16 protein-coding genes are annotated in these 16,438 nt (G+C 72.4%); 10 read left to right on the top strand and 6 right to left on the bottom strand.

Annotation, left to right across the window (positions count from 1 at the left end):
• Window positions 1–122: 122 nt before the first annotated feature.
• Window positions 123–1,823, bottom strand: a complete 1,701-nt coding sequence (locus tag ACFRAR_RS01350; protein WP_380693349.1) for an acyl-CoA dehydrogenase family protein — start codon at window positions 1,821–1,823, stop codon at window positions 123–125.
• A 108-nt stretch (window positions 1,824–1,931) separates the two neighbouring features.
• The gene (locus ACFRAR_RS01345) at window positions 1,932–2,522 is read right to left on the bottom strand and encodes a PadR family transcriptional regulator (RefSeq protein ID WP_380693347.1); all 591 of its coding nucleotides are present in this window, start codon (window positions 2,520–2,522) and stop codon (window positions 1,932–1,934) included.
• A 185-nt stretch (window positions 2,523–2,707) separates the two neighbouring features.
• Between ACFRAR_RS01345 and ACFRAR_RS01340 the strand changes: the two genes are divergently transcribed.
• Complete coding sequence (locus ACFRAR_RS01340; RefSeq protein WP_380693345.1) at window positions 2,708–3,181, top strand: SPW repeat protein; 474 nt, start codon at window positions 2,708–2,710, stop codon at window positions 3,179–3,181.
• A gap of 124 nt (window positions 3,182–3,305) precedes the next feature.
• On the opposite strand, the gene ACFRAR_RS01335 is transcribed toward ACFRAR_RS01340, so the two are convergent.
• Window positions 3,306–4,712 carry a class II fumarate hydratase gene (locus tag ACFRAR_RS01335; RefSeq protein WP_380693343.1) on the bottom strand — a complete coding sequence of 469 codons (1,407 nt, stop codon included), beginning with the start codon at window positions 4,710–4,712 and terminating at the stop codon, window positions 3,306–3,308.
• A gap of 427 nt (window positions 4,713–5,139) precedes the next feature.
• Between ACFRAR_RS01335 and ACFRAR_RS01330 the strand changes: the two genes are divergently transcribed.
• On the top strand, window positions 5,140–7,161 hold the full coding sequence (locus ACFRAR_RS01330; protein ID WP_380693340.1) for a cholesterol oxidase substrate-binding domain-containing protein: 2,022 nt from the start codon (window positions 5,140–5,142) through the stop codon (window positions 7,159–7,161).
• A gap of 33 nt (window positions 7,162–7,194) precedes the next feature.
• On the opposite strand, the gene ACFRAR_RS01325 is transcribed toward ACFRAR_RS01330, so the two are convergent.
• Complete coding sequence (locus tag ACFRAR_RS01325) at window positions 7,195–7,866, bottom strand: helix-turn-helix domain-containing protein (RefSeq protein ID WP_380693338.1); 672 nt, start codon at window positions 7,864–7,866, stop codon at window positions 7,195–7,197.
• Between the two features lie 149 nt (window positions 7,867–8,015).
• Between ACFRAR_RS01325 and ACFRAR_RS01320 the strand changes: the two genes are divergently transcribed.
• On the top strand, window positions 8,016–8,771 hold the full coding sequence (locus ACFRAR_RS01320; protein WP_380693336.1) for an AzlC family ABC transporter permease: 756 nt from the start codon (window positions 8,016–8,018) through the stop codon (window positions 8,769–8,771).
• Entirely contained in the window at window positions 8,771–9,079 is a 309-nt protein-coding gene (locus tag ACFRAR_RS01315) for an AzlD domain-containing protein (protein WP_380693495.1), read from the top strand. Before ACFRAR_RS01320 ends, ACFRAR_RS01315 begins: the two co-directional genes overlap by 1 nt.
• A gap of 194 nt (window positions 9,080–9,273) precedes the next feature.
• On the opposite strand, the gene ACFRAR_RS01310 is transcribed toward ACFRAR_RS01315, so the two are convergent.
• Complete coding sequence (locus tag ACFRAR_RS01310; RefSeq protein WP_380693334.1) at window positions 9,274–9,477, bottom strand: hypothetical protein; 204 nt, start codon at window positions 9,475–9,477, stop codon at window positions 9,274–9,276.
• Window positions 9,478–9,618: 141 nt separating this feature from the next.
• Here ACFRAR_RS01310 and ACFRAR_RS01305 point away from each other — a divergent pair, with 141 nt between their 5' ends.
• From ACFRAR_RS01305 to ACFRAR_RS01280, 6 genes are all read left to right on the top strand, one after another.
• Window positions 9,619–10,806 carry an acyl-CoA dehydrogenase family protein gene (locus tag ACFRAR_RS01305; protein WP_380693332.1) on the top strand — a complete coding sequence of 396 codons (1,188 nt, stop codon included), beginning with the start codon at window positions 9,619–9,621 and terminating at the stop codon, window positions 10,804–10,806.
• 74 nt (window positions 10,807–10,880) lie between these two features.
• Entirely contained in the window at window positions 10,881–11,258 is a 378-nt protein-coding gene (locus ACFRAR_RS01300; protein WP_380693330.1) for an ADP-ribosylation/crystallin J1, read from the top strand.
• Window positions 11,255–12,052, top strand: a complete 798-nt coding sequence (locus tag ACFRAR_RS01295; protein WP_380693328.1) for an ATP-grasp domain-containing protein — start codon at window positions 11,255–11,257, stop codon at window positions 12,050–12,052. Before ACFRAR_RS01300 ends, ACFRAR_RS01295 begins: the two co-directional genes overlap by 4 nt.
• Before the next feature lie 163 nt (window positions 12,053–12,215).
• Window positions 12,216–13,094: an alkaline phosphatase family protein gene (locus tag ACFRAR_RS01290; RefSeq protein WP_380693326.1), complete on the top strand. Its 879-nt coding sequence runs from the start codon at window positions 12,216–12,218 to the stop codon at window positions 13,092–13,094.
• A gap of 506 nt (window positions 13,095–13,600) precedes the next feature.
• On the top strand, window positions 13,601–14,083 hold the full coding sequence (locus tag ACFRAR_RS01285; protein ID WP_380693324.1) for a hypothetical protein: 483 nt from the start codon (window positions 13,601–13,603) through the stop codon (window positions 14,081–14,083).
• Window positions 14,084–14,426: 343 nt separating this feature from the next.
• Window positions 14,427–15,785, top strand: coding sequence for a multidrug effflux MFS transporter (locus ACFRAR_RS01280; protein WP_380693322.1), 1,359 nt, complete (start codon window positions 14,427–14,429; stop codon window positions 15,783–15,785).
• 143 nt (window positions 15,786–15,928) lie between these two features.
• Here the strand turns inward: ACFRAR_RS01280 and ACFRAR_RS01275 are convergent.
• A partial coding sequence (locus tag ACFRAR_RS01275) for a carbohydrate binding domain-containing protein (RefSeq protein WP_380693320.1) occupies window positions 15,929–16,438 on the bottom strand: 510 nt, incomplete at its 5' end.

Here is a 16,438-nt window from a genome sequence, read left to right as displayed (position 1 = left end):
GCCCCCGCGGGGGGCCGCGCGGCCCCGCCAATGGGGCGGGGTTGCCGCCGGCAACCCTCCGGCGCGTTTACCGGGGGGGGCCGCCCCCCGGCCGGCCACCCCCGGGGTTTCGCGGCCGCGCCCTACGGCCGCATCTCGTACGCGCCGCAGAGCCCTTCGACCCGCGCCCACACCCGCGCGTCCCGCGCCGGGTCGGCGACCGGACGGCGCACATTGGCCAGCGCCCAGGCGGCCTGCTCCTCGGTGGCGGAGGCCTTGCCGTGCAGCTCGGTGGCGTGCGCGGAGAAGTCGCGGACCAGTGCGTCGAAGATCCGGTCCACGACCTCCGCGTCCAGGCCGGTCAGCTCGGCCTGCTCCAGCACCAGCTGGCCGTAGACGATCAGCGCGAACAGCTGGCCGATCTCCAGCAGGAAGTCCAGGTCCGCCTGCTGCTCCTTGCCCGGCGCGTTCTTGATCAGCAACTCACAGAAGCCGTCGGCCTGTTCGCGGAAGCGGGCGACGTTGGGCAGCTCGGCGTTGCGGTCGTAGGCGGCGCGCCAGTCGTGGAAGCGGATCGCGCCGAGGCCGCGGGCCGGGCCCTGCCGGAACAGGAAGGCGTCGTCGGCGGCGTCCAGGCGGGTCGGCACCGGGGCGTAGTCGGCCGGGGCGAACAGGTAGTTGCCCATGAACTTGAGGATCAGCGCCAGGTTGACGTGGACGGTGCCCTCCAGCTTCGGCAGGCCGCGGATGTCCTTCGCGGCCTTGTCGAAGTAGGTGTCCGCCTCGAAGCCCTTGGCCGCGATGACGTCCCACATCAGGTCGATGACCTTCTCGCCCTCGGTGGTGACCTTCATCTTGGTCATCGGGTTGAACAGCAGGTAGCGGCGGTCCTCGGGGGAGGCGGTGCGGAAGTAGTCCACGGCCCGCGCGGAGAACAGCTTCATCGCCACCAGGCGGACGTACGCGTCGGTCAACTCCCGCTTGACGTGCGGGAAGTCGGTGACGCGCTTGCCGTACAGCACCCGGTTGTGGGCGTGCGTGACGGCCTCGTACATCGCGTGCTCGCAGATGCCGATCGAGGCGGTGCAGAGGTTGAACTTGCCGACGTTGACGGTGTTGAGCGCGGCGTCGAAGGCGGCCTGCCCGGTGTGCAGCACGTCCTCCGTGCGCACCGGGTAGTCCTCCAGGCGGAACTCGCTGACGTACATCTGGGCGTTCACCACGTTCTTGACCAGGTGGTACGCCTCGTGGCGGCTGTCGGCGGCGAAGAAGACGTAGCCCTCCGGGCCCTCGACGTCCGAGCGGCGGCCGAACACCGAGACCAGGCCGGCCACGTTGCCGTTGCCGATGTAGTACTTGGAACCGGTCGCGGTGAAGCCGCCCTCGCCGTCCGGGGTGAGGATCATGTCGGTGGAGTAGATGTCGGCGCCGTGGGTGCGCTCGGAGAGGCCGAAGGCCATCACGTGGCCCTCGGCGAGGAGCTTGGCGGCGCGGGCGCGGACGGCCTCGTTCCCGCTCTGCCAGACCGGGCCGAGGCCCAGGATGGTGACCTGCCAGGTGTACCAGTAGCCGAGGCCGTAGAAGCCGAGGATCTCGTTCAGTTCGGCGATCCGCGCGGTGTCCCAGCGCTTGTCGGGGTCGGCCGCGGTCGGGGTCAGGAACTCCGCGAACAGGCCCTCCTCGGCGGCGAAGTCGAGGAAGTCGGCGTACCAGCTGCGGTCGACGTAGGTGTCGATCAGCGCCTTCTTGCCGCGGGACTCGAACCAGTCCACCGTCGCGCGCAGCAGCCGGCGGGTCGGCTCGTCGAACTGTGCGGGGTCGTAGCCGCGCGGGTTGAAGAGCATGGAGGGGCTCCCAGGGGTCGAGGGTTCGGGGGCGGAGCGGTGACAGGTTTCAGATTTCAGACTCTGTTATCTGTTATCTGTCATTTGTCGGCTGTCATCTGAAAGCTGTCAGCTGTCCGTTGTCGGCGGTCCGCCGGGTCCGCCGTCCGCCGGCCGGTCCCCGGCGAGGCGGCGCAGGGTGGCGAGCACGTCGTCGAGCCAGGCGAGGGTCATCCGCTCGTACTCGATCCCGCCGCGCAGCACCACGTGCTGCAGCTCCTGCCGGGCGTCGAGGGCGGCGGGGTCGGGGAAGTCCCGCTGCTCGCCGTGCAGGTAGCGGGCGAGCAGGGCGGCGTGGCTCTCGCGGTGCCGTTCGACCTCGGAGACCAGCGCCGCCGGGTCGTCGAAGGCGGCGGCGCGGATCTTGACCGCGAGCTCGTGCCGGACGGTCTCCGGTTCGACCGGTTCGCGCAGCCAGCCGGCCAGCGCGGCCCGCCCGGCCTCGGCCGCCGAGTAGACCTTCTTGTCCGGTCGCCCCTCCTGGGGGACCTCCTGCGCGGACACCCAGCCGTCCGCCTCCATCCGCCGCAGCACCCGGTAGATCTGCTGATGGGTGGCGGTCCAGAAGCGCCCGATCGAGCGGTCGAAACGCCGGGCCAGCTCGTAGCCGGAGCCGGGCTGCTCCAGCAGCGAGACGAGGATCGCGTGCTCCAGTGCCATGGCCCGCATCCTGCTATGCAACGAGTTGCATAGGCAATGCCGACTCGGCCGGTTGAGACGCAGGTCACCGGCGTGATCCGATAGTTATCGGTCATTCCGGTCTGTCGGGCGCAAAGCAATGGATAAGGGCCAGAATGGGTACGGGGCAAGCGCCTTACCGGTTCCGACCACAGGAGGTGGTATCGGTGGCAACCCACATCCCGACCACGGGCATGGAGCACCATCCGGACATCGTCGAACTGCGCGAACGCTACGAGCGGGCCACTTCGACCCCCCGCGCCCAGGGTGTCGAAGCCCTGGCCGTTCTGGCCGGCCTCTTCCTGGCGGCATCGCCATGGATCGTCGGCTTCACCGCGTACACCACTCTGACCGTGACCTGCCTGATCGTGGGTCTGGCCTACACGGCCCTGATGGCCGGCTACGGATCGGCTTACGAGCGCACCCACGCGCGGGCCTGGGCGGCCGCGGTGCTCGGTGTCTGGACGATCATCTCGCCGTGGGTCGTCTCCGGTTCCGTCGCGCACGGCAAGAACATCGTCACCTGCATCATCGTGGGCGCCGTGATGTTCCTGCTCGGCCTCGCGGCCATCTCGATGGCGACCATGACGTCGAACGGGGCATCGATGCGGCGCGGCCGGGCCGGCCGCACCAAGGGCTGATCTTCCCCGCAGCCCGTGGCCGGGGCGCGGAGGGCTCGACCGCCCACCGCGCCCCGGCGCGCGCCCGCTGCCGTACGCCCCGCCCCGTGGCAGGGCGCCGACCGCGGGCAGGGCGCCGCTCGCGCTACGGGTGCGTCATCCGCAGCACGTCCAGGGCCTCGTCCAACTGCTCCTCGGTGAGCCTGCCCTGCTCGACGTAGCCGCGCTCCAGCACCACCTGGCGGATCGTCTTGCGTTCGGCCAGCGCCTGCTTGGCGACCTTCGCGGCCTCCTCGTACCCGATGTAGCGGTTCAGCGGGGTCACCACCGAAGGTGAGGACTCCGCGTACTCCCGGGCCCGTTCGACGTTGGCGGTGACGCCGTCCACTGTCCGGTCCGCCAGCAGCCGGGCACTGTTGGCGAGCAGTCGCACCGACTCCAGCACATTGCGGGCGATCACCGGGAGCATCACGTTCAGCTCGAAGTTGCCGCTCGCGCCGGCCAGCGTGACGGTCGCGTCGTTGCCCACCACCTGGGCGGCGACCATCAGCACCACCTCGGGCAGCACCGGGTTGACCTTGCCTGGCATGATCGACGAACCGGGCTGGAGGTCCGGCAGGTTGATCTCGCCGAGCCCAGTGCGCGGCCCGGAGCCCATCCACCGCAGGTCGTTCGCGATCTTCGTGAACCCGACCGCCACCGTGCGCAGTTGGCCGCTCAGCTCGACCAGGGCGTCCCGTGCGCCCTGTGCCTCGAAGTGGTTCCTGGCCTCGGTCAGCGGCAGGTCGGTGGCCCTGGCGACTTCCGCGATGACGGCCGCCGGGAAGCCGGGCGGGGTGTTGATGCCGGTGCCCACCGCCGTTCCGCCGAGCGGGAGTTCGGCCACCCGGGGGAGGGTGGCCAGCAGCCGCTCCCGCCCGTGCCGGACCTGCGCCGCGTAGCCGCCGAACTCCTGGCCGAGGGTGACGGGCGTGGCGTCCATCAGGTGCGTACGGCCCGACTTGACCACCCGGGCGAACTCGGTGGCCTTGCGCTCAAGCGCCTCCGCGAGGTGCTCCAGCGCCGGGACCAGGTCGTGGGTGACGGCGGCGGTCGCCGCGATGTGGATCGAGGACGGGAACACGTCGTTGGACGACTGGCTCGCGTTGACGTGGTCGTTCGGGTGGACCGGCCGGCCCAGCCGCTCACCGGCCAGGGTGGCGATCACCTCGTTGGTGTTCATGTTGGACGAGGTCCCCGAGCCGGTCTGGAACACGTCCACCGGGAACTGGTCGTCCCACTGCCCCTGCGCGACCTCCTCGGCGGCCGCCGCGATCGCCTCCGCCGTCTCCTCGTCCAGCACCCCGAGTCGGGCGTTCACCCGGGCCGCGGCGGCCTTGATCCGGGCCAGTGCGGCGATGTGGGCACGCTCCAGCCGTTGGCCGGACACCGGGAAGTTCTCCACCGCCCGCTGCGTCTGCGCCTGCCACTTCGCGTCGGCCGGCACCCGGACCTCGCCCATCGAGTCGTGTTCGATCCGGTACTCCTGCGGCTTCTCCTGCTCGCCACCCATCACGCGCTGCACCTCCTGTGCGGACCTGACCGGCCCGGAACGGATCTCCGATCACCACAGCCGCGCGCGGGGCCCGGGTATTTCCGGCGGGGGAGGCGGATCCTCGCCGGGCCGGTCGCCGGGCGTCCGCCGTCCGCTGCCGGGGCGTCCCGCTGCCGAGGTGTCCCGGTGCCTACCGCCGGAACATCGCGGCGCCTACCGCCGGGGCAATGCGGCGCAGGTCGCCGGCAGCGGCGCGAGCCGGGCGTCCGGGGATTTCGTTGGCTGATCGAGTCGATCTCACTCGAAGGAGTGATATCCCGAGCAGATACATCTGACTGTCATATGGACCTTCATACGCTCCCAGTGGGCCGGGTCGACACCGGTCGGACCCGGATCGTCGCAGCTCGGCCCGGGGAGGGACGAGGACAGAGGGGCGGATGGACGGATGAGCACGGAACACGGCCGGAAGGGCGAAGAGGTCGCCGGGGCGGCTGGCGAGGGGGACATCCCGATGAGCGGCGCCACCCTGATGAGCGGCGCGACCCCGACCCGCGGCACCACCCCGGCGAACGGCCTCACCCGCCGGCAGCTGCTCGGTGCGTCGGCGGCACTGGGCGGCGCGGCCTGGCTGCTGCGCGGCACCATCGGCCCGGACAGCGCCCAGGCCGCCACCCCCGTACCGCCCGCACTGCCCGGGGGCACCGAGCTGTACCAGCGGGTCTTCCAGAACTGGTCCGGCGAGATCCGCACCGACCAGCTGTGGACCTGCGCGCCCCGCACACCCGAGGAGGTCCCGGCGCTCGCCGACTGGGCGCACGCCAACGGCTGGCGGCTGCGCGCCTCCGGCTACCGGCACACCTGGGCACCGCTCACCGTCGCCGCCGGGACCCGGGAGGACACCCAGGTGCTGCTCGTGGACACCAGTCGGTACCTCACCGCGATCAGCGCCGACTCGCCCACCACCGTCCGGGTGCAGACCGGTGCCACCATGGAGGCCCTGCTCGCTCACCTGGCCGGCCGCGGCCTGGGCCTGACCGCCTGCCCGGCCCCCGGCGAGCTCACCGTCGGCGGCGTGCTCGCCATCGGCGGTCACGGCACCGCCGTCCCGGCCGCGGGGGAGGTGCGGCCGGAGGGGCACGGCTACGGCTCGGTCAGCAACCAGGTCGTCCGGCTCACCGCCGTCGTCCTGGACCCGGCCACCGGCCGCTACACCCTGCGCGGCTTCGACCGCTCCGAGGCCGACAGCGCCGCCTTCCTGGTGCACCTGGGCCGCGCCTTCCTCACCGAGGTGGTGCTGCGCGCCGGCGCCGACCGGCCACTGCGCTGCGTCAGCCGGCTCGACATCCCGGCGAGCGAGCTCTTCGCCCGCCCGAGCGGCAGCGGCAGCGGTACGGGCTCGGGCAGCGGCGGGGACGGCGGGCTCGGCGGAGTGCTGGGGGGAGTGCTCGGAGGTGTACTGGGCGGCGTCCTCGGCGGTGGAGGCGGCGGCGGACCGAGGACCCTGGCCGACTTCGTGGAGCGCGACGGCCGGGTCGAGGCGATCTGGTTCGCCTACACCGAGTACCCCTGGCTCAAGACCTGGAGCGTCACCCCGAACAAGCCGCTCGCTTCACTGGCCGTCGACCATCCCTACAACTACCCCTTCTCGGACAGCGTCCCGGAACCGGTGGCCCGGCTCGTCGGCGAGATCGTCGCCGGTACCTGGGGATCGGCCCCGCTGTTCGGCCAACTCCAGTACCTGGTCGCGAAGGTGGCGCTCACCGGTGACCTCACGGACGTGCTGCTCTCCGGCGCGCTGCTGCGTCAGCTGCTCACCGGCGAGGTGCTCACCCACCTGCTCGCGGGCGGACTGCGCTCCGACCTCTGGGGCTCCTCGCGCACCCTGCTCCAGTACGTCCGCCCGACCACCCTGAGGGTGACCGCCAACGGCTACGCGATCCTCGCCAAGCGCGCCGACCTCCAGTGGGTGGTGAGTGAATTCGCCGCCTACTACAGGGAGTTGCTTGCCCGATACCAGGCCAGGGGTGAGTTCCCGGTGAACGGCGCGGTGGAGATCCGGGTCACCGGCCTGGACGACCCGGCCTCCTCCGGAATCCCCGGCGCCAGGCCCCCGCTGCTGTCCGCGCTGCGCCCGCGTGCCGACCGCCCGGAATGGGACACGGCGGTCTGGCTGGACGTCCTCGCCTTCCCCGGCACCCCGGGACTGGAGCGCTTCGCCCGGGAGCTGGAGCAGTGGCTGCTGCGCACCTTCGACGGCACCCGGGCGGGCCTGCGGGTCGAGTGGTCCAAGGGCTGGGCCTACACGGACGACGCCGCCTGGTCCGATCCCGACCTGCTCGGCCGGGTCATCCCCGACAGTCTGCGGGCCGGCGGCGGGCCCGGCTGGGACGAGGCGGTCGCCGTCCTGGACCGGCACGACCCGCACCGGGTGTTCGGAAACCCCTTCCTGGACGGCCTGTTGAAGTAGTCCGTGTGCGGGGCTGCGCGATCTGACGAGATGTCAGATGTGTTCCATCACGATCACCGCGAGGGTGTCCGGGGCCAGGGCCCGGAACACGTGCGGGGCGTCGCCCGGATAGCTCACGTAGTCCCCCGGACCCAGCTCGACCGGCGCCTCGGTGGGCCCGACCAGGGCCCGCCCGGCGCCGATCATCAGGTGCTCGACGGTGCCGGGCATGTGCGGATCGGAGGCCCTGGTCTCGCCCGGCTGCGCCTCGATCCGGTAGATGTCGCGCCGGGCGTTGGGTGGGCAGGAGGAGAGCACGGTGGCGGCGTAGTCGGCGCGCTCGGAGTGGGTCACCGGACCCTCTCCGGCCCGGATCACCTTGACCGTGGGGCGCGGCGGGTCGACCAGGCGACTGAACGGCACGTTCAGCGCCACCCCGAGCGCCCAGAGCGTCTCCACGCTGGGGTTGCCCGCGCCCGACTCCAGTTGGGAGAGCGTGGACTTGGCGATGCCCGCGCGCCGGGCAAGCTCGGCCATCGACAGCCCGCTGCGCTCGCGCTCGCGCCGGATCGAGGCGGCGATCTGGCCGATCAGCTCGGTGCCGGTGCCGGTGCCGGTGCCGGTGGAGTTGCCACTGCCACTGCCACTGCCGGTGCCCGTGCCGCCGGAATTGCCGCCGCCGCCCGGGTTCGCGGTCGGGGTGGTCTGGTCACTCATGCTCGCCACTCACGTTTCCTCCTGGCCCCTTTTCCCTTGCTTCCGGCGCGGCCGGTGCCGTTCATGCTGCCACGATCGGTCGCGGCGACCGTCCGTTCGCTTGGTCGGTCCATGTGTTCGCCTTGACGAACGGGTGCATCGGGTTCACTCTAATGAACATGCGTTCGCTTCTCCGAACACTGGAGCGTGCCACTCTCCGTGACATCGCTCTGGTCTGTCTGGCCGATGCCCTCGTCGGCGCCTCCTTCGGTGCGATCAGCGTCTCCGGCGGGCTTCCCCTCTGGGTGCCGATCGCACTCTCCGTCCTCGTGTTCGCGGGCGGCTCCCAGTTCGCCGCGGTCGGTGTGGTGCTCTCCGGCGGTGGCGCCCTCGCGGCGGTCGCCACCGGGCTGGTGCTCAACGCCCGACTGCTGCCCTTCGGCTTCACCGTGGCCGACGTGCTCGACGGCCCGCTGTGGCGGCGGCTGCTCGGCGCGCAGCTGCTCACGGACGAGACCGCCGCCTTCGCGCTGCGGCACAACGAGCCACGGCGGCGCAGGGCGGCGTACTGGCTCTGCGGGATCGCGCTGTACGTGGTGTGGAACGTCTCGGTGCTGCTCGGTGCGGTCGCGGGCGGACTGATCGGCGACACCGACGCGTTCGGCCTGGACACGGCCTTCCCCGCCGTGCTGCTCGCGCTCGTGCTGCCCTCGCTGTCGGACCGTCGCACCCGTACGGCGGCGGTGGTCGGCGCGGTGGTCGCGGTCGCGGTCACGCCGTACGTCCCGGCCGGGCTGCCGGTGCTGCTCGCGCTCGTCGGCCTGCTGTTCGCGGGGCGGCCGGAGCCGGGAGAGGCCGCCCGGAGGGCGGCGGGCGAGCGGGCCGGCGCGAACGAGGAGAACGAGAAGAACGAGGAGATGGAGGCGGTCCGATGATGCCGCTCTACGCCGTCCTGCTGCTCGCGGTCGGGACGTACGCCTTCCGGCTCGCCGGGCCGCTCTTCGCCGGCCGGCTCGCCCTCTCGGACCGGCTGCGGCACCTGCTGGCCGTCGCGGCCGCGGTGCTGCTGGTGGCCCTGGTGGCGACCGGTGCGCTGACCCAGGGGCACGGCTTCGCCGGGTGGGCCCGTCCGGTGGGCGTCCTGGTCGCGGGCGTGCTCGCGCTGCGCCGGGCGCCGTTCCCGGTGGTGGTCGTCGCGGGTGCGGCGGCGACGGCGTTGCTGCGGCTCTGCGGGGTGGGCTGACAGCTCACAGCTGACAGCTGACAGAGTTTGAAATCTGTTATCTGTTATCTGTCGGCTGTCACTTGTCCGCCGTCACACGCCCTCCCCGCCACCTGCCGGCAGGCGCTCCTCCTGGACCTCCGGCCGCTTGCTGTCCCACAGCAGCTCCCACACCTTGAACACGCAGTGGTAGTCGCGCATGCTCCCCTCCGAGATCAGCAGGTAGGTGTCCCCGTCGCGGAGCAGCGTCCGCGCCGGCTGTGGAACGGGTGGTGCGGGGTGTAGGAGGGGACGAGCCGCTTCAGCTCCTCGACGGCCTCCTCGCGGGTGCCCTCGACCTCGGCGAGCACCTTGCTGCCCCAGGTCCGGTCCTGGCCCGTGCCCACCGTCTCCTCGACGACCAGCGCCCAACGTGCCATGTCCTGCTCCCGTCCGGGTGTCCTCGGCGGCCGCGCACGCACCGCCGAACGTGTCGCCATCCTCACGTGCTCGCGCCCGCTCACCGTCCTGGAGGGTGCGGAATACTCCCCGGTATCCCGCCGAGAGTACAAGGAGCTTCAATGACGAAGCCGCCCCGGATCGACCCCTCCGACCTGCTCGCCGTCGGAGACCTCCTCTCCGACGAGGAACGGCTGATCCGCGACACCGTCCGCCGGTTCACCGAGGAACGCATCCGCCCGCACCTCGCCGACTGGTTCGAGCGCGGCGTCTTCCCGGCCCGCGAACTCGCCCCCGAACTCGGCGCCCTCGGTGTGCTCGGCATGCACCTCGACGGCTACGGCTGCGCCGGCGCCGGGGCGGTGGCCTACGGGGTGGCCTGCATGGAACTGGAGGCGGCCGACTCCGGGCTGCGCAGTTTCGTCTCCGTCCAGGGCTCGCTCGCCATGCGCTCGATCCACGCCTTCGGCTCCGAGGAGCAGAAGCAGCGCTGGCTGCCCGGCATGGCCGCCGGCGAGCTGATCGGCTGTTTCGGCCTCACCGAGCCGGACTTCGGCTCGGACCCGGCCAACATGCGCACCCGGGCGGTCCGCAAGGGCGGCGAGAACGGTGACTGGGTGCTGTCCGGCAGCAAGATGTGGATCACCAACGGCAGCATCGCCGACGTCGCCGTGGTCTGGGCGCAGACCGAGGAGGGCGTGCGCGGTTTCCTGGTCGAGCGCGGCACCCGCGGCCTGACCGCCACCGACGTGCACGGCAAGCTCTCGCTGCGTGCCTCGGTCACCAGCGAGCTGGCCTTCGACGAGGTGGTGCTGCCCGCGGACGCGGTGCTGCCCGGGGTGGTCGGCCTGCGCGGACCGCTCTCCTCCCTCAACGAGGCCCGTTACGGCATCCTCTGGGGCACCGTCGGCGCCGCCCGCGACTGCTACACCGCCGCTCTGGACTACGCCAGGAGCCGGATCCAGTTCGACCGCCCGATCGCGGGCTTCCAGCTGACCCAGCAGAAGCTGGTGGAGATGATGCTGGAGGTCGAGAAGGCCTACCTGGTCGCCCTGCGGATCGGCCGGCTCAAGGAGCAGGGCGCGGCCCGTCCGCCGCACATCAGCTTCGGCAAGCTCAACAACGTCCGCACCGCGCTGGAGATCGCCCGCAGCGCCCGGACCGTCCTCGGCGCCAACGGCATCACCACCGAGTACCCGGTGCTGCGGCACGCCAACAACCTGGAGTCGGTGCTCACCTACGAGGGCACCAGCGAGATCCACACGCTGGTCCTCGGCGAGGCCATCACCGGTGAGTCCGCGTACCGCTGACGGCCCGTCCACGCCCTCCGACCAGCAGGAAACCGGTGGCCGGGCCCGCCTCGGCCCGGCTACCGTTGCCTGCCATGGACAGCCCGACCCTGCAGCAGGCACCCCCGACCACCACCCTCTGGCGCCCCACCGGCCCCGAGGAGCTGGCCCTGGTCGAGGCCGCCGACTGGCGCGCCTGGCCGCCCCGCCTGCCCGAGCAGCCGATCTTCTACCCCGTCCTCAACGAGGACTACGCGATCCGGATAGCCCGGGACTGGAACGTGCCCGCCTCCGGCGTCGGCTACGTCACCCGCTTCGAGGTGGACACCGCCTTCCTCGCCCGCTACCCGGTACAGCGGGCCGGCGGTCGGACCATCCTCGAACTCTGGGTGCCGACGGAGGAGTTGGCCGAGTTCAACCGGCACATCGTCGGCCCGATCGAGGTCGTCCACGAGTTCCGGCCCCAGCCGTGACGGCCACCGGGGGCGTCGGCGGGCGGTTCCTGCTCACCTCCGCCCAGCAGACCGGCACCACCACCCTGCTCGCCGAGGCCGCCGTCCGGCGCGGTCTGACCACCGCCGTCCTGGACGGACCGGCAACGGTCGAGCGACTCGGCGGGCGGCCCGTCCACTGGTACGGCGGGCCGCTCGCCGCCGCCCGGATCGCCGCGCCGCTCGGCCTCGCCCTGCTCGAACCCGAGGACGACTGGCTGGCCCGCCTCCCCGAGGAGTTCACCCGCCGTCGGATCGAACTCACCACCCTCGCCGACGCCTGGACGCTGCGCCACCCGGCCTTCGTCAAGCCGCCCGCCGACAAGTCGGTCCCGCCCGCCGTCTACCCGGACGGCTCCCGGCTGCCGCGCACCGGCGAGCGGATCGGCCCGGACACGCCCGTCCTGGTCAGCGAACCGGTCACCTTCGCCGCCGAGTACCGGCTGTTCGTCTGCGACGGAGAGGTGCTCACCGGCAGCCGCTACGCCCGGTTCGGCCGGCTCGACCCGGCGCCGCTGACCGGCGAGGCCGTCGCCTTCGCCCGCCGCCTGCTCGACGCCGTCGGCGACACCCTGCCCAGCGCTGTCGCCCTGGACGTCGGCCCGCTCGCCGACCCGTACGACCCGGCCGAGCACTGGGCCGTGGTCGAGGCCAACCTGCCGTGGTTCGCCCACTGCTACGCCGCAGACCCGGACCGGGTCCTGGACGTCGTGCTGCGCGCCGCCGGACCGGCCGCCGAACTCGGCGGGGCCGACCTCCGTTTCGTCCGGCGCTGAAGGACGCCGGCCGACAACCGGCCGGCGCCCTTCCGACACCTCGCGGACACCCGGTGTTCGGCGGCGGGACGCCGATCGGTACGGCGGGCGGTGAAGCATGGCGCGGTCGGCGGCGCCCTCGGCGGGCGCGGCCGGATGCGCACGACCGAAAGGAACCCCCGCCATGTCCGCTGCCCAGTGGCCCCGCCCCCGCGTGCTCGTCGTCGGGATCGACGGCGTCCGCCACGACTACCTGGCGCAGGTGCCGATGCCGCGCCTCCAGGAGGTCGCCGAGGCCGGGTTCCTGGTACCGGTCGCCGTCGCGGACACCACCCCCACCATGTCCGGCCCGTGCTGGGCCACCATCGTGACCGGGGTGGAGCCCGCCAAACACGGAGTCTGGGGCAACCACCTGGGCGGCAACCGGCTCGACGTGTTCCCCGACTTCGCCACCCGGCTCGCCCGGGGCGACCGCCGCCGCACCTTCGTCGCGGCGGGCTGGGACCCGCTGATGATCAACGAGTCCGGCGGCCCGCTGTTCCGCGCCCCCGGCCGGCTCTCCTACATAGCCCCCGCCGAGGACACCCCCGAGGCCTGGGAGGCGGTGGACGAGGAGGTCACCCGGGAAGCCGTCCACGTCCTCGGCACCGCCGACCCCGAGGCCTCCTTCGTCTACCTCGGCGCCGTCGACGAGACCGCCCACTTCCTGGGCTGCGGCGACGAGTACCGCGCCTCCATGCGCACCGCCGACGAGCGCCTCGGCCGCCTCCTGGACGCCGTCCGCGGCCGGGCGACCCACGCCGAGGAGCAGTGGACGGTCATCGTCGTCACCGACCACGGACACGTGGCGGCCGGCGGCCACGGCGGCCGTACGGTCGAGGAGCGGACGGCCTGGGTCGCCTGCGCCGGACACGGCATCCCGGCCGGCCCGCCCACCGGCGAGATCCGCCACCCCGACGTCGCCGCCCAGGTGTACGCCTCGCTGCTGCGCCCGATCGACCCGCACTGGACCCTGGACGGCCGCCCGTTCCCGATCGCCAGGCCGGTGTCGGCGGAGGTCTGAACCACCGGGGCCGTGAACCACCGGGGCCGCGAACCACCAGGGCCCTGAACCACCGGGAGCCTGAACCGCCGGAGGCCCGAGCCGAGGGCGCTCGGAGCCGGGGGTGTTCCGGCCGGGACCGATCGGGGGAGCGCCGGGTGCTCCGGGTGCAGCACGCCGGGCTGCGGCGACGCCGGGCTTGAGCGAGGCTCGATCGGGGCTCGTACCGTGCTGGAGCCGGGCGTGCCAGCCTGGGCGCCGGAGCGGCATGAACCCGGGCCCGCGCCGGCCCGCGGTCCGCTGCGTCTCTGTCGAACGGCATACGTCTGAAGGTGGAGAAGCTACCCCGTGGGTTGGAGACAGGATCGCTACCTGGTGGTGACGATCCGACGGGTCCGTACGGGCCAGGATGGTTGTACCGGGCGGCGGACCGCGCCGACCGGCTCGGCGACAGCGCGGTGCAGGGCATGTCGCCGGACACAGGGACAGCGGCCGCATCGGCCACCACACGGAGAGGGCAGTCGGACATGAAGGGCATCGTGAGCAAGGTCGCGCTGGGAGTCGCGGGCACCGGCATGGCCGTCGCCGTGGCCGCCGTGGCAATCGGCCCGCGGGTGTCCGACTGGTACGACGAGCACCACCAGGAGCAGGCCACCTACGAGACCGGCACCCAGGCCAAGGCCGACCGCCGCTCGATGCCGACCTGGCTTCCCGACAACGCCTCCGGGGTGCAGTACCTGATGTCCACCAAGGGCGACGACCGCCTGCTGCGCGCCACCCTCCCCGAGGGGCGGTTGCCCGCCGGCTGCACCACCGGGCTGCCGGGCAAGGGCCCGCACCCGGTGCCGGAGTCGCTCAAGGTCGGCTGGTTCCCCGAGGGCGTCGCGAGCAAGGCGACCGGCACCTGCGGGCACTACAACGTGTCGCTGACCGGAAACCAGCTCTTCGCGTGGCAGGACGGAGCGGCGCTGCAGGCGGCGCTCCGCACCGAGCACGTCGCCAATCGCTGAGCAGGTCGTCAAACGCTGAGCACGTTGCCAAACGCTGAGCCCAGTGGGCGGGCGAGGTCGGCCCGCCGGCCGGGCGTCAGCACGCCCGGCAGCCGGTCCTGGCGGCGCCTGACCATGCCTGAGCATCACTGACCAGCTCCTGATCGGGAGCCGAACGGCCCGCCGGGCACCGGAAGGTGCGGGCGGGCCGTCGTCGTGCGCGGGCTCGGACCGGACGACGGACGACCGCCCCCGAGGCGCCCCCGCCGTCGGTCGGGACGCACCCCCGCTGTCGGAGACAGGCCCGGCTGCGATAGGACGGAGCGCGAACGAACCCCACGTCACCCCGTCCGTAAGGAGAGCCATGCCCGGCCCGACCGTCGGCCCCACCGACGACACGTCGACCGCTGCGACCGCACCTGCCACCGCGACACCTACCGCCCCGCCCGCCCCCGCGCCCGCCGCCACACCCGGCACCGCACCCGGCACGACGACTGCCGAGCTGTCCGGCGACGGGCCGGCCGGCCCCGGTCTGGCGGTGATCGTCGCCCTCGGCGGTCTCACCGCGCTCGGCCCCCTCACCACCGACCTCTACCTTCCGGGCCTGCCCGCGATCGCCGACGACCTGGTCGCCAAGCCGGCCGCCGTCCAGCTCACCCTGACCTTCTCGATGTTCGGGGTCGCGGCCGGTCAACTGCTGTTCGGACCGCTCAGCGACCGCTTCGGGCGCCGCCCGCCGCTGCTCGTGGGGCTGGTCCTCTACACCCTGTCCAGCCTGGTGTGCGTGTTCGCGCCGAACCTGACGGTGCTGATCGCCGCCCGCTTCGTCCAGGGTGCGGCCGGGTCCGCCGGACTGGTGATCGGGCGAGCCGTCTCCCGGGACCGCTTCCAGGGCGTCGCGCTGCTGCGCTTCCTGGCGTCGATCGCCCTGATATCCGGGCTGGCGCCGATCCTCGCCCCGATCATCGGTGCGCAACTGATGCGGTTCACGTCGTGGCGCGGCACCTTCGGCGTGCTCACGGCGCTCGGACTGCTGCTCACCCTGGTCTCGCTCGGCGTGCTGCGCGAGACGCTGCCGGCGGCGGCCCGCGACCGCGGCGGAGTGGGCGAGGCCCTGCGGACGATGGGGCGGCTGCTGCGCGACCTGCCGTTCCTGGGGCTGGCGCTGACCAGTTCCCTCGCCTTCGGCGCGCTGTTCGGTTACATCAGCGGGTCGTCGACGGTGCTCCAGCACGTGTACCAGGTCTCGCCGCAGACCTACAGCCTGCTGTTCGGGCTGAACTCGTTCTCGATCGTGGTGATGACCCAGGTGAACGGGCGGCTGCTGGCGCCGCGCTTCACGCCGAGGGCGCTGATGCTGGGCAGCCTGGCGGTCGCCGTGGCCGCCGGGGCGGCGCTGGTGCTGCTGACGACGGTCTGGGACTTCGGGCTGGCCGGGTTCTGCCCGCCGCTGTTCGTGATGATGGGCAGCCTCGGGGTGCTCCTGCCGAATACCGCCGCCCAGGCGCTCGGCATGGTCGAGCCGAAGGTGGCGGGCACGGCGGCGGCGCTGCTCGGGACGGGCAACTTCCTGGTCGGCGCCGTGGTCGCGCCGCTGAGCAGCCTCGGCGGGCAGCCGTCGGCGGTGCTGCTGGCGGTGGTGGTCCTGGTCTGCGGGGTGCTGGCGACCGTCGCGTACCTGGCGCTGTGTCGGCCCGAGCGCATGCGGGCGGCGGGGATCTGACGGACGACCGCGGACACGTGACGGAGGACAGGTGACAGCGAACAGGTAACAGGTAACAGGTAACAGCGAACAGAAAACAGATGACAGCTGACAGATGTTGAAATCTGTCAGCTGTCATCTGTCATTCGTCACCCGAAGCGGACTCAGGCGATGGAGAAGTCATCCCCGTACACGTTGCCCTGGCCGTACCAGCCGTGCAGGTACACGGTGACGGTGCCGTTGGCGCCGGTGGTGAAGGGGACGGACAGCTTGGTCCAGCCGGAGGAGCTGGTCCAGGCGCTCGCGGTGGCACCGCCGCTGACGCCGACGTAGGCGTAGTTGCCCTGGACCCAGCCGCTCAGGGTGTAGCTGGTGTTGGGCTTGAGCGTGACGGTCTGGGAGCACTCGCCGGTCTGGCTCGCGGTGGCCGCCGCCTGGAGCGCGTAGCTGCCGGAGTGGACCGGGGTGGAGACCACGGCGCCGCCGCTCTGGCAGGTCCACGGGCTCAGGCTGCCGGTCTCCAGGTCACCGTTGACCAGGCCGGTGGTCGGGCCGGTCCCGGTGACGGTCAGGGAGTAGGTCGCGGTGTGGCTGCCGGAGGCGCCGGTGGCGGTGACGGTCAGCGGGTAGGTGCCCGCGGCCGCGGCGGCCGTGGTGGCGATGTTCAGCGTGGC

This window comes from Kitasatospora sp. NPDC056651 (assembly GCF_042792155.1).
Lineage (GTDB): Bacteria > Actinomycetota > Actinomycetes > Streptomycetales > Streptomycetaceae > Kitasatospora.
The sequence above is the reverse complement of the archived record's forward strand: the minus strand, read 5'-3'. Positions and strand labels throughout refer to the sequence as shown.